Annotated in this window: 13 protein-coding genes; 4 read left to right on the top strand and 9 right to left on the bottom strand. The window is 55.9% G+C overall.

The window, feature by feature from the left end:
- Positions 1-8 precede the first annotated feature (8 nt).
- Positions 9-905 (bottom strand): site-specific tyrosine recombinase XerD, encoded by an 897-nt coding sequence (xerD, locus tag BJ885_RS15005; protein ID WP_121932223.1) that lies wholly within the window; start codon positions 903-905, stop codon positions 9-11.
- 101 nt (positions 906-1,006) lie between these two features.
- Here xerD and fldB point away from each other — a divergent pair, with 101 nt between their 5' ends.
- Positions 1,007-1,528: a flavodoxin FldB gene (gene fldB, locus BJ885_RS15000; RefSeq protein ID WP_121932222.1), complete on the top strand. Its 522-nt coding sequence runs from the start codon at positions 1,007-1,009 to the stop codon at positions 1,526-1,528.
- Positions 1,529-1,534: 6 nt separating this feature from the next.
- Here fldB and BJ885_RS14995 read toward each other — a convergent pair whose 3' ends face one another.
- Together BJ885_RS14995 and sdhE are read right to left on the bottom strand one after the other, a co-directional pair.
- Positions 1,535-1,945, bottom strand: a complete 411-nt coding sequence (locus BJ885_RS14995) for a protein YgfX (protein ID WP_021242050.1) — start codon at positions 1,943-1,945, stop codon at positions 1,535-1,537.
- Entirely contained in the window at positions 1,926-2,192 is a 267-nt protein-coding gene (sdhE, locus tag BJ885_RS14990; protein WP_010435322.1) for an FAD assembly factor SdhE, read from the bottom strand. Before sdhE ends, BJ885_RS14995 begins: the two co-directional genes overlap by 20 nt.
- Before the next feature lie 294 nt (positions 2,193-2,486).
- On the opposite strand from sdhE, the gene ygfZ reads away from it, so the two are divergent.
- A complete protein-coding gene (gene ygfZ, locus BJ885_RS14985; RefSeq protein ID WP_029739202.1) occupies positions 2,487-3,467 on the top strand; it encodes a tRNA-modifying protein YgfZ in 981 nt (326 codons plus the stop codon).
- Between the two features lie 74 nt (positions 3,468-3,541).
- On the opposite strand, the gene BJ885_RS14980 is transcribed toward ygfZ, so the two are convergent.
- Positions 3,542-4,201: a hemolysin III family protein gene (locus tag BJ885_RS14980; protein ID WP_023309101.1), complete on the bottom strand. Its 660-nt coding sequence runs from the start codon at positions 4,199-4,201 to the stop codon at positions 3,542-3,544.
- A gap of 165 nt (positions 4,202-4,366) precedes the next feature.
- Positions 4,367-4,678 carry a N(4)-acetylcytidine aminohydrolase gene (gene yqfB, locus BJ885_RS14975; RefSeq protein ID WP_032660103.1) on the bottom strand — a complete coding sequence of 104 codons (312 nt, stop codon included), beginning with the start codon at positions 4,676-4,678 and terminating at the stop codon, positions 4,367-4,369.
- Positions 4,679-4,729: 51 nt separating this feature from the next.
- Between yqfB and BJ885_RS14970 the strand changes: the two genes are divergently transcribed.
- Both BJ885_RS14970 and bglA read left to right on the top strand, forming a co-directional pair.
- Positions 4,730-5,461, top strand: coding sequence for a MurR/RpiR family transcriptional regulator (locus BJ885_RS14970; protein ID WP_029739204.1), 732 nt, complete (start codon positions 4,730-4,732; stop codon positions 5,459-5,461).
- A gap of 116 nt (positions 5,462-5,577) precedes the next feature.
- Positions 5,578-7,011: a 6-phospho-beta-glucosidase BglA gene (gene bglA, locus BJ885_RS14965; protein WP_121932221.1), complete on the top strand. Its 1,434-nt coding sequence runs from the start codon at positions 5,578-5,580 to the stop codon at positions 7,009-7,011.
- 75 nt (positions 7,012-7,086) lie between these two features.
- Here bglA and BJ885_RS14960 read toward each other — a convergent pair whose 3' ends face one another.
- From BJ885_RS14960 to gcvT, 4 genes are all read right to left on the bottom strand, one after another.
- On the bottom strand, positions 7,087-7,830 hold the full coding sequence (locus tag BJ885_RS14960) for an SDR family oxidoreductase (protein WP_121932220.1): 744 nt from the start codon (positions 7,828-7,830) through the stop codon (positions 7,087-7,089).
- Positions 7,831-7,900: 70 nt separating this feature from the next.
- Positions 7,901-10,774 carry an aminomethyl-transferring glycine dehydrogenase gene (gene gcvP / locus BJ885_RS14955; RefSeq protein WP_121932219.1) on the bottom strand — a complete coding sequence of 958 codons (2,874 nt, stop codon included), beginning with the start codon at positions 10,772-10,774 and terminating at the stop codon, positions 7,901-7,903.
- Between the two features lie 124 nt (positions 10,775-10,898).
- Positions 10,899-11,288 carry a glycine cleavage system protein GcvH gene (gene gcvH / locus BJ885_RS14950; RefSeq protein ID WP_008499718.1) on the bottom strand — a complete coding sequence of 130 codons (390 nt, stop codon included), beginning with the start codon at positions 11,286-11,288 and terminating at the stop codon, positions 10,899-10,901.
- A 23-nt stretch (positions 11,289-11,311) separates the two neighbouring features.
- Positions 11,312-12,406 (bottom strand): glycine cleavage system aminomethyltransferase GcvT, encoded by a 1,095-nt coding sequence (gene gcvT, locus BJ885_RS14945; protein ID WP_121932218.1) that lies wholly within the window; start codon positions 12,404-12,406, stop codon positions 11,312-11,314.
- Between the last annotated feature and the right edge of the window lie 390 nt (positions 12,407-12,796).

Genomic DNA, 12,796 nt, shown 5'->3' with positions numbered 1-12,796 from the left:
GTCGGCACTCACGCACGAGGGTGGTGCTGTTGGTGTAGCTGCCGCAGGCGTTCCGTCGCGACATGGGTGTAAATTTGCGTCGTGGAAAGATCGCTGTGCCCCAGCAGCATCTGCACCACGCGTAAATCAGCGCCGTGGTTTAACAGATGCGTCGCGAAGGCGTGACGCAATACGTGCGGCGAAAGCTTTTCACTGTCGATACCCGCCAGTGTGGCGTAATGCTTGATGCGATGCCAGAACGTTTGCCGCGTCATCTGCTGAGCGCGCTGGCTCGGAAACAGGACGTCGATAGACGTACCATTGAGCAGCCACGGACGACCGTGCTCCAGGTACGTTTCCAGCCAGTAAACCGCCTCTTCCCCCAGCGGAACCAGCCTTTCCTTGTTGCCTTTACCAATGACGCGCACCACGCCCTGACGCAGGCTGATGTCGCTCATCGTCAGACCAACCAGTTCCGAAACGCGCAAGCCGGTAGCATACAATAGCTCAAGCATGGCTTTATCGCGTAACTCCAGCGGCAGGTCAACAGCCGGTGACTGTAATAATCTCTCAACTTGTGCTTCGCTGAGATCTTTCGGCAGCCGCTGCGGGAGCTTAGGGGATGCCAGCAGCGCGCTGGGATCGTCTTCGCGAATCTTCTCACGGTAGAGATGCTGGAACATCCGGCGCATGGCGCTAAGCAAACGTGCGGAGCTGGTGGCTTTGTAGCCCCCCGCGATACGTTCCCCCAGCAGCGCCTGCAGGTCGTCACGCTGTGCGCTCGCAAGGGATAATCCCCGGTGCGCAAGCCACTCCACCAGCATGGTGAGATCGCGACGGTAGGCGCTGAGGGTATTCTCGGCCAGATTTTTCTCCAGCCACAGCGCGTCGAGAAACTGTTCGATCAGTGCGAGATCCTTTTCCACATCAGCCCCTTTGATTCTGCAGTCAGGCCATTATGCCTGATTGCGACCGGTTTCTGGTACACTACGCGCATAGTCAAAGCAAGAATTGAGATAGTTACGCGATGAATATTGGTCTGTTCTATGGTTCCAGCACCTGCTACACCGAAATGGCGGCAGAGAAAATTCGCGACATCATTGGCCCGGAACTGGTGACGTTGCATAACCTGAAAGATGATGCGGTCGCGCTGATGGAGCAGTATGACGTGCTGATCCTCGGTATCCCGACATGGGATTTCGGCGAGATACAGGAAGACTGGGAAGCTATCTGGGATCAACTCGGTTCAGTCAATCTCGACGGCAAAATCATTGCCATGTACGGCATGGGGGATCAGCTGGGTTACGGGGAATGGTTCCTGGACGCGCTCGGCATGCTGCATGACAAGCTGGCGCCGAAAGGGGTGTCGTTTATCGGCTACTGGCCAACCGAAGGTTACGAGTTCACCAGTAAAAAACCGATTATTGCCGACGGCGAGCTGTTTGTTGGACTCGCGCTGGATGAAACCAACCAGTACGATCTCAGCGATGAGCGCCTGCAAAGCTGGTGCGAGCAGATCCTGGGCGAAATGGCTGAAAAGTTTAGCTAACGCGCATTATCCCTGCGTCGTCTGTTGCAACAGCATCCGGCGCAGGTCTCGCCACTCGGCAGCATCCATACTGTCTGCCGCCAGCCACAGATGCTGGCAACGCCCGCCGTCCACCTTGCGTAACCGTAACATCATGCCGCAGTTGAGCATCCAGGGCATACCGAGAATATCCCACTCTTTACCCTGCCAGCGCAGGCGGGAATCCATCAGTAATTTAATCTCTCCCTGACGGGCATTAATGCGACGCTGGCTGCGTACGCTGTCAAAAACGACAAACGACAGTAACAGCAGCCACAGAGGCGTATAGCTCAGCGGCCACGGCATCAGTAACACAAAGGCCGCAACCAGGCCGTGGAGCAATAAAGACATCCACTGCGAGCGCCACGAGACGCGAAGATCAGATTGCCACAGGACCACGTTCCCGATTCCGTGTTTGAATTAATTGCACCATCCGTTGCAACTCGGTGTCGGCGGGTTTGCCGTGGTTCATCAGCCAGTTGAATAAATCCGGATCGTCAGACTCAAGCAGGCGAACAAACAGACGCTTATCGTCATCGCTTAAGCTGTCATACTCATATTCGAAGAAAGGCATGATGGAAATATCAAGTTCACGCATGCCGCGACGGCACGCCCAGTGAATACGGGCCTTGTTGTTAATATCCATGTTCAGTTTCCTGCATTACGTTTGGCACAGTCGGTACCCCGTTCAGTGTTCTTTATTTCTCTACGGGGACACCAGCTAGTGTAACGTGTTTTTGACCGTTTCATTACTGGAATATTGCGATCGCCGAGCAGGCTTCCAGAATAATCCCTACAAAGACAGCGGATTACATTATTTTGCGTAGCGCTACGCATAACCGGTTTAGGGCACAAATGGTCTGTTGAAAGCGCTTGCATTGCCTGCAGGCTCTTTTACCATTAGGCATTATCAAAGCGTTAAGCAATTCAGGATATCGTTATGGCATTTACACCATTTTCTCCTCGCCAGCCCGCCGCCTCTGCGCGTCTGCCGCTGACGCTTATTTCTCTTGATGACTGGGCACTGGCAACGCTCACCGGTGCCGACGCCGAAAAATATTTGCAGGGCCAGGTGACCGCCGACGTCAGCCAGATGACCGAACACCAGCACCTGCTGGCCGCGCATTGCGACCCAAAAGGCAAAATGTGGAGCAACCTGCGCCTCTTCCGCCGTCAGGACGGCTTTGCTTTTATTGAGCGCCGCAGCCTGCAAGAGGCCCAGCTCAAAGAGCTGAAGAAGTACGCAGTCTTCTCCAAAGTCACTATCGCCCCGGACGACGAACATGTCCTGCTGGGTGTGGCCGGTTTCCAGGCCCGTGCGGCCCTGAAAAATCTCTTCAGCGAACTGCCGGATGCAGAAAAGCAGGTGGTCAGCGAAGGCGCGACCTCCATCCTGTGGTTTGAACACCCGGCGGAGCGTTTCCTGTTAGTCACGGATGCGGCAACGGCCGAACGCGTGACCGAAGCGCTGCGCGGCGAAGCGCAGCTCAACAACAGTCAGCAGTGGCTGGCACTGAACATCGAAGCGGGTCTGCCGGTGATTGACGCAGCAAACAGCGCGCAGTTTATTCCTCAGGCAACGAACCTGCAGGCGCTGGGGGGTATCAGCTTTAAAAAGGGCTGTTACACCGGCCAGGAGATGGTGGCGCGTGCAAAATTCCGCGGCGCAAACAAACGAGCGCTGTGGACGCTGGCGGGCCATGCCAGCCGTGTACCTGAAGCGGGTGAAGACTTAGAGCTGAAGATGGGTGATAACTGGCGCCGCACCGGCACCGTGTTAGCCGCCGTACAGCTGGATGATGGACGCCTTTTGGTACAGGCCGTCATGAACAACGACATGGAAGCCGACAGCGTGTTCCGCGTGCGTGACGATGCGAATACGTTGAGCATCGAGCCGTTGCCATATTCGTTAGAAGAGTAATCGTATCCAGGTGTCCTCCCTCTCCCTGTGGGAGAGGGCCGGGGTGAGGGCAACCGCCCGCACGGTGGAAAAAACTACACCTGCCCCACGTACAAATAGATCGCCAAAAAGTGGCATACGCTGCCGCCGAGCACAAAGCCGTGCCAGATGGCATGGTTGTACGGGATGCGTTTGCAGACGTAGAAAATCACGCCGAGCGAGTACACCACACCGCCTAAGGCCAGAAGCGTTACGCCTCCTACCGACAGTTTGACCGCCAGTTGATACACCACAATCAGCGACAGCCAGCCCATTGTCAGATAGGTGACCAGTGACAGCACCTTAAACCGGTGCGCGATGGTCAGCTTAAACAGGATCCCCAGCAGTGCCAGGCTCCAGATAACAATCATCAGGCCACGCGACAGCGGTGAGTTAAGCCCCACCAGCAAAAACGGTGTGTAAGTGCCTGCAATCAGAAGATAGATAGCACAGTGGTCAAATTTCTTGAGCCACATCTTGGCGCGCTGATGCGGGATCGCGTGATACAGCGTCGAGGCCAGGAACAGCAGGATCATACTCCCGCCATACAGGCTGTAGCTGGTAATGGCCATCGCGCTGGCATTGGCGTCCACCGCCTGCACCAGCAATAACACTAAACCGACAATCCCAAACACCAGGCCAATGCCGTGGCTGATGCTGTTGGCTACTTCCTCAGCCAGCGAATATCCCTGTGCGATTAATGGTCTACTCACCATACAAAACTCCGGGAAAACAAAAGATGATTATTCATCGCATAACTATGCTAACTGAGAATGATTCCAGTGAACACCTGTTAGCTAAAATAAAGTTAAACATAACGTTTCTAAATTACAATCAGACAGTTACACTTTAATTTCAGCGAACGTGCGTTTCGATTTTAATTATAAACATTTAAAATCAATCACATAAAACTGGTTCTGCCTGGGGTAGATCTCTGCGATCACGCTTTTCAATGCATCCAGGGTCATGTTTTCCTGTTCAGCATGTTTTTGCGTCAATGTTGCGAACGTAACGGTTGACGTTCCCGTTACTTCGATGGTGCAAAAATAACCATCATCCTCATAACGCCCCACCCGCAGGATATCGCCGGTTTTGAAATGGGATTCACTTTTATCCCGGATAGTGATGGTTTTACGCCCGGCCAGAATGTCGTCCTGAAAGCGCTGAAAAAAAGTGATGTCGTTTGGCTGCATGTTATTATTCCCTGAAGAAAAGTCTGATGAGTGAGTGTAGTCATTGTGAGCATGTTCTCCCATTCCGCCATTGCCAGTCTCAATAACCTGGAGATGATGGTCTACAACTATGTCATAAAAAATCGTGACAAAGTGATGTACATGACCATCCGCGAGCTGGCGGATGCGGCAGACGTCTCAACCACCACTATCCTGCGCTTTTGCCGCAAGCTTAACTGCGAAGGGTATTCTGAATTTCGGGTGCGCTTTAAGCTTTATCTTGAACAGAACGAGCCCCAGCAGGCGAATTTCGGTGCCAGCGAAATTATCAGCTTTTTTAAAAGCGTGAATAATGAAGAGTTCGACGCGCTATTAGATAATGCGGTAGATATTATTCTATCGTCCGAGCGAATTATATTTGTCGGTGCCGGAACATCGGGTTCGCTGGCAAAATATGGCGCACGCTTCTTTTCTAATATCGGAAAATTCAGTAACCATATTGATGACCCTTATTTCCCGGTCACCAACGATATGGCGAAAAATGCGCTGGCGATTGTGCTTTCCGTCTCGGGCGAGACCGAAGAGATCCTACGCTTCGCCAGCCAGTTCAGCCTGCATCACTGCAAGGTGCTCTCCATTACCAGCCACGAGCACTCGCGTCTGGCAAAGCTGGCGGACTTTAATCTCTCCTGGCACGTTCCTCAGACGCGTATTGCAGGCGTCTACGACATCACCACGCAAATTCCCGTCATTTATATTCTGGAGTCTCTCGGACGTAAACTGGCGAAGAAACTCACAGAATAAAACACCCTGTTTTTTTGATGTAACAAATCACATTTACTGTGAATTGTTATATCGTGACATTCAATTTCGCTTTGCTAGACTCGATGCCAATAAGCCATTTATTGAGAAGAGCAGCGATGAAAAAATTAACCTTACCAAAAGATTTTTTATGGGGCGGCGCGGTTGCCGCTCACCAGGTTGAAGGCGGCTGGAACAAAGGCGGCAAAGGGCCAAGCATTTGTGACGTATTGACCGGCGGCGCGCACGGCGTCCCGCGCGAAATCACGCAGGAAGTAGTACCGGGTAAATACTACCCAAACCACGAGGCCATCGACTTCCACGGCCACTATAAAGAAGACATCAAGCTGTTTGCCGAGATGGGTTTCAAGTGCTTCCGCACCTCTATCGCCTGGACGCGCATCTTCCCGAAAGGTGACGAAACGCAGCCAAACGAAGAGGGGCTGAAGTTCTACGACGACATGTTCGACGAGCTGCTGAAATACAACATCGAACCGGTGATCACCCTCTCCCACTTCGAAATGCCGCTGCACCTGGTGCAGGAGTACGGTAGCTGGACCAACCGTAAAGTGGTCGATTTCTTCGTGCGCTTCGCGGAAGTGGTTTTTGAGCGCTACAAAAACAAGGTCAAATACTGGATGACCTTCAACGAAATCAATAACCAGCGTAACTGGCGCGCGCCGCTGTTCGGTTACTGCTGCTCGGGCGTGGTCTATACCGAACATGACAATCCGGAAGAGACCATGTACCAGGTCCTGCACCACCAGTTTGTGGCCAGCGCCCTGGCGGTGAAAGCCGCGCGCCGCATCAACCCGGAGATGAAGGTCGGCTGCATGCTGGCGATGGTGGCGCTCTATCCGTTCTCCTGCAAACCGGAAGACGTGATGTTCGCCCAGGAATCCATGCGCGAGCGCTATGTCTTTACCGACGTCCAGCTGCGTGGTTACTACCCGTCCTACGTGCTGAACGAGTGGGAGCGCCGCGGCTTCTCCATCAAAATGGAGGCAGGCGATGAGCAGATCCTGCGTGAAGGTACCTGCGACTACTTAGGTTTCAGCTACTACATGACCAACGCGGTGAAAGCGGAAGGCGGTACCGGCGATGCGATTTCCGGCTTCGAAGGCAGCGTGCCGAACCCGCACGTGAAGGCGTCCGACTGGGGCTGGCAGATTGATCCGGTGGGCCTGCGCTATGCCCTGTGCGAACTGTACGAACGCTATCAAAAACCGCTGTTTATCGTGGAAAACGGGTTTGGCGCCTACGATAAGGTGGAAGAAGACGGCAGCATCAACGACGACTATCGCATCGACTACCTGCGTGCCCACGTGGAAGAGATGATCAAAGCCGTGACGCACGACGGCGTGGATCTGATGGGCTACACGCCGTGGGGCTGCATCGACTGCGTGTCGTTCACCACCGGCCAGTACAGCAAGCGCTACGGCTTTATCTACGTGAACAAGCACGACGACGGCACGGGCGACATGTCGCGTTCCCGCAAGAAGAGCTTTAACTGGTATAAGGAAGTGATTGCCAGCAACGGCGAGAAACTTTAACGCCGGGCGGCGCTACGCTTGCACCGGCCTACGATTGATCCCCTCTCCCTTTGGGAGAGGGTTAGGGTGAGGGGCTTATTTCCCGCCAGCCAACTCAATAAAACTGCCCGTTACGTACGACGCCTTCTCGCTCAGCAGCCAGACAATCGCCTGCGCCACCTCTTCCGGCTGGCCGCCGCGCTGCATCGGCAGCAACGATTTCACGCGATCTACCCGCCCCGGCTCTCCGCCGGACGCATGAATATCGGTATAAATCAGACCCGGACGTACGCAGTTGACGCGAATGCCCTGCGCCGCCACCTCCAGCGATAGCCCGGTGGTCAGCGAATCCACCGCCCCCTTCGACGCGGCATAATCCACATATTCACCCGGCGCGCCCAGGCGCGACGCGGCGGAAGAGACGTTCACTATCGCACCACCCTTGCCGCCATGCCTGAAGGACATGCGTTTTACCGCTTCCCGGCAGCAGAGAAAGTAGCCCGTGACGTTGGTCGCCAGAACGCGGTTAATGCGCTCTGCGGACAAATTCTCGATAGTGGATTGCTCAAACAGAATGCCCGCATTATTGACCAGCGCACGAAGCGGCTCGCCTTCACGATCGAGGCTGTCAAACATCGCCAGCACCTGGGCTTCATCACTGATATCCGCGCGGACGGCAAACGATTTACCTCCCGCATCCACAATCTGCTTGATGACGTCCGTCGCGGCTTTAATGTTGTGGTGATAGTTCACCGCCACGGTGTAGCCTTCGCGCGCCAGCTGCAGAGCGGTGGCTTTCCCAATTCCCCGGCTGGCGCCGGTGACCAGTGCAATTGCCATTCGCTTCTCCCAATAAAAAAGCCGGGTGGCGGCTTCGCCTTACCCGGCCTTTATGACTACACCAATAATATTACTGGTATTCGCTCATCGGCACGCAGGAGCAGAACAGGTTACGGTCGCCGTAGACGTCATCAAGACGCTTCACGGTCGGCCAGTATTTGTTTGCCACGCCTGCCGGGAAGACCGCCAGCTCGCGGGAATAGCCGTGGTTCCACTCTGCCACCATCTCGTGCTGGGTGTGCGGGGCGTTGACCAGCGGGTTATCTTCCAGCGTCCACTCGCCGTCCTGCACGCGGTCGATCTCCATGCGGATGGCCAGCATCGCGTCGATAAAGCGGTCCAGCTCGGCTTTGCTTTCAGATTCCGTTGGCTCCACCATCAGCGTACCCGCAACCGGGAACGACATGGTTGGCGCGTGGAAGCCGTAGTCGATCAGACGCTTGGCGATATCCAGCTCGCTAATGCCGGTCTGCTCTTTTAGCGGACGAATATCGAGGATGCACTCGTGCGCCACGCGACCGTCGCGGCCGGTATAGAGCACCGGGAAGGCAGACTTCAGGCGAGTCGCAATATAGTTGGCATTCAGGATCGCCACCTGGCTCGCCTGCTTCAGCCCTTCCGCGCCCATCATGCGGATGTACATCCAGCTGATTGGCAGGATAGAAGCGCTACCGAACGGTGCCGCAGAGACCGCGCCCTGACGGGTCAGCATGCCTTCAATCTGCACCACGCTGTGGCCAGGCACAAACGGTGCCAGGTGCGCTTTAACGCCGATTGGGCCCATGCCCGGGCCGCCACCGCCGTGAGGGATGCAGAAGGTTTTGTGCAGGTTCAGGTGCGACACGTCCGCGCCGATAAAGCCCGGAGAGGTAATGCCCACCTGGGCGTTCATGTTCGCGCCGTCGAGGTAAACCTGACCGCCGAACTGATGCACCACTTCGCACACTTCACGGATAGTCTCTTCGTACACGCCGTGGGTAGACGGGTAGGTCACCATGATGCAGGAGAGCTTGTCGCCCGCCTGCTCGGCTTTCGCACGCAGGTCGGCCAGATCGATGTTGCCGTTTTTATCGCAAGCAACCACCACCACTTCCATGCCCGCCATCTGGGCAGAGGCCGGGTTGGTACCGTGGGCAGAGCTTGGGATCAGGCAGATATCGCGGTGACCTTCGTTGCGGCTTTCGTGATAGTGGCGGATCGCCAGCAGGCCCGCGTACTCGCCCTGCGCGCCAGAGTTCGGCTGCATGCAGAGCGCGTCATAACCGGTCAATTTCACCAGCCAGTCGGAAAGCTGGTTGATCATCATGTGATAACCTTCCGCCTGCTCTGGCGGGCAGAACGGGTGCAGCTCGGAGAATTCAGGCCAGGTGATCGGGATCATCTCTGCCGCGGCGTTCAGCTTCATGGTGCACGAGCCCAGCGGGATCATCGCCTGGTTCAGCGCCAGATCCTTGCGCTCCAGAGAGTGCATATAGCGCATCATCTCGGTTTCGCTGTGATAGCGATTAAAGACCGGATGCGTCAGGATCGCATCGTTACGCAGCATGCTTTCCTGAATGGAGCGGCTGTCGAGCGCGACCTCTTTGTCGAGCGCGTCAACGTCCAGACCGTGCGCGTCACCCAGCAACACGCTGAACAGGTTCAGGATATCGTCGCGGGTGGTGCTTTCATCCAGCGTAATGCCGACGGCGTTGTGGATGTCGCTGCGCAGGTTGATCTCTGCCGCATTCGCGCGCACCAGCACGGCCGCTTTGTCCGCCACGTCCACACACAGGGTGTCGAAGTAGTGAGCGTGGCGCAGCTTAAGGCCTTTTTGCTGCAGACCGCAGGCCAGAATATCGGCCAGGCGGTGAATGCGGCTGGCAATACGCTTCAGGCCTGCCGGGCCGTGGAATACGGCGTACAGGCTGGCGATGTTTGCCAGCAGCACCTGAGAGGTACAGATATTGGAGTTCGCTTTCTCGCGGCGGATGTGCTGCTCGCGGGTCTGCATCGCCATGCGCAGCGCGGTGTTACCGGCAGCGTCTTTTGAGACGCCGATAATACGGCCTGGCATAGAGCGTTTGAATTCATCTTTCGCACCGAAGAACGCCGCGTGCGGGCCGCCGTAGCCCATCGGCACGCCGAAGCGTTGCGCAGAACCGAAAACGATATCCGCGCCCTGTTTACCCGGCGCCGTCAGCAGCACCAGCGCCATAAAATCGGCGGCAACGCTGACAACCACTTTGCGGGATTTCAGCTCGGCAATCAGCGTGCCGTAGTCGTGAACTTCACCGGTGGTGCCTACCTGCTGAAGCAGTACGCCGAAGACGTCCTGGTGATCCAACACTTTGTCAGCGTCGTCGACGATCACGTCAAAGCCGAAGGTTTCCGCACGGGTGCGCACCACGTCCAGCGTCTGCGGATGCACGTCCGCCGCCACGAAGAAGCGGTTGGCATTTTTCAGCTTGCTCACGCGTTTGGCCATCGCCATTGCTTCGGCGGCAGCGGTCGCTTCATCCAGCAGCGAGGCGGAAGCGATATCCATACCGGTCAGATCCAGCGTCACCTGCTGGAAGTTCAGCAGCGCTTCCAGACGGCCCTGGGAGACTTCTGGCTGATACGGAGTGTATGCGGTGTACCAGCCCGGGTTTTCCAGCATGTTGCGCAGGATAACCGGCGGCAACTGCACGTTGGTGTAGCCCATGCCAATGTAAGACTTATAGCGCTTGTTCAGGCCTGCGATAGCCTTCAGCTCCGCCAGCGCGGCGAATTCCGTAGTGGCTTCCCCCACCTGAGGCGGCGTGGCAAGCTGGATGTCTTTTGGCACAATCTGGCCGATCAGTGCGTTTAATGAATCCGCGCCAACTGTCTTCAGCATCTCCTGCTGTTGCTGAGCATCCGGCCCAATGTGACGTTCAATGAAGGCGCCACGGTTTTCAAGCTGGCTTAAAGTCTGTGTCATGAGCGATGGTTCCTGAAACGTGCAGTGAATTTAAGTTCCCTCTCCCTCTGGGAGAGGGTTAGGGTGAGGGGAAGACTGGCACCCTCACCCCTGCCCTCTCCCAGAGGGAGAGGGGGATAAACAATTACTCGTCTTCTAACAGTGCTTCGTACGCGGTCGCATCCAGCAGCGCGGCAACCTGAGATTCGTCGCTGGCTTTGATCTTGAAGATCCAGCCGCCTTCATAAGGCTCGCTGTTCACCAACTCTGGCGAATCGCTCAGCGCGTCGTTGACGGCAACGATTTCGCCGCTCACAGGAGCATAGATGTCGGATGCCGCTTTTACGGACTCCGCCACGGCGCAGTCGTCGCCCGCGCTAACGGTCGTGCCCACGTCAGGCAGGTCAACAAACACCATGTCGCCCAGCAGCTCTTGCGCGTGCTCGGTGATCCCTACGGTGTAAGTGCCGTCCGCCTCTTTGCGCAGCCACTCGTGTTCTTTGCTGTATTTCAGTTCTGCTGGCACATTGCTCATTGAAGTTCTCCTGATAAAAATGATTAGGCGACCGGCTTACCGGCGCGAACAAAAATCGGTTTGGTCACGTTGACCGGCATTTCGCGGTTGCGGATTTGCACCACCGCCGTTTCGCCAATGCCCGCCGGCACGCGTGCCAGTGCAATACTGTAGCCCAGCGTCGGGGAGAAGGTACCGCTGGTGATCACGCCTTCGCGAGGATTGCCGTCAGCATCGGTAAAGCGCACCGGCAGTTCACCGCGCAGCACGCCCTTCTCGGTCATCACCAGACCCACAAGCTGTTCAGTGCCCTTCTCGCGCTGCATCTCCAGCGCTTCACGGCCAATAAAGTCACGATCGGCCGGTTCCCATGCGATGGTCCAGCCCATGTTGGCGGCCAGCGGAGAGACGCCTTCATCCATCTCCTGACCGTAGAGGTTCATCCCCGCTTCCAGACGCAGCGTATCGCGCGCGCCCAGACCCGCAGGCTTCACGCCCGCTTCCACCAGCGCACGCCAGAAATCAGCAGCCTTCTCGTTCGGCATCGCAATTTCATAGCCCGCTTCACCGGTGTAGCCGGTGGTGGCGATAAACAGATCGCCCGCCTGCACGCCGAAGAACGGCTTCATGCCTTCGGTTGCTTTACGCTGCTCGTCGTTAAACAGAGACGCGGCTTTCGCCTGCGCGTTCGGCCCCTGCACGGCGATCAGCGACAGATCGTCACGGACGGTGATGTCGATGGCATAAGGTTCGGCGTGTTGGGTGATCCAGGAGAGGTCTTTTTCGCGGGTGGCGGAGTTGACAACGAGGCGGAAGAAATCTTCAGTGAAGTAATAGACGATAAGGTCATCAATCACGCCGCCCGAGGCATTCAGCATGCCGGTATAGAGCGCCTTACCCGGCGTCTTCAGTTTGGCGACGTCATTTGCCAGCAGATAACGCAAAAACTCCCGGGTGCGGCTACCGTGCAGATCGACAATCGTCATGTGGGACACGTCGAACATACCGGCATCGGTGCGCACCGCGTGGTGCTCATCAATCTGCGAGCCGTAGTGCAGCGGCATCATCCAGCCGTGGAAGTCCACCATGCGGGCGCCGCATAACACGTGTTGTTCGTACAAAGGAGTCTGTTGAGCCATCTTGTCCTCGTTGAAAAATTCACCGTGAAACCCGGTATCGGCCCCGTTACCTGGCGCCGACGCAAACGTTCTCTTTTACCCGAACTTACCACCGAAACCGGCGGTTAACCATAAGGTAAAACGGGTCATCACATTAGCTTATGACCAAAAAACGCTAAAAAGCCTACAGAGTTATTCACTGGAAAAATGCGATTAACCCCGCACAAAATTAACAATGATCTAACAGGATTTAGCACATGGTGATATTTCGTGCGGAAAAATGGGCCGAATTTCCGTAACATAAAATCTCGTAGATTAGATTTTCTAATGCGAAAAATGACGTGAAATTAGAATATTTCAAACGAGGGAATTTCCCCGGCGCAGAGGCCGGGAAAATAAAGTGTGACGGGG

The organism is Enterobacter sp. WP_7_1 (assembly GCF_003688535.1).
Classification (GTDB): domain Bacteria; phylum Pseudomonadota; class Gammaproteobacteria; order Enterobacterales; family Enterobacteriaceae; genus Enterobacter; species Enterobacter asburiae.
The sequence above is the reverse complement of the archived record's forward strand: the minus strand, read 5'-3'. Positions and strand labels throughout refer to the sequence as shown.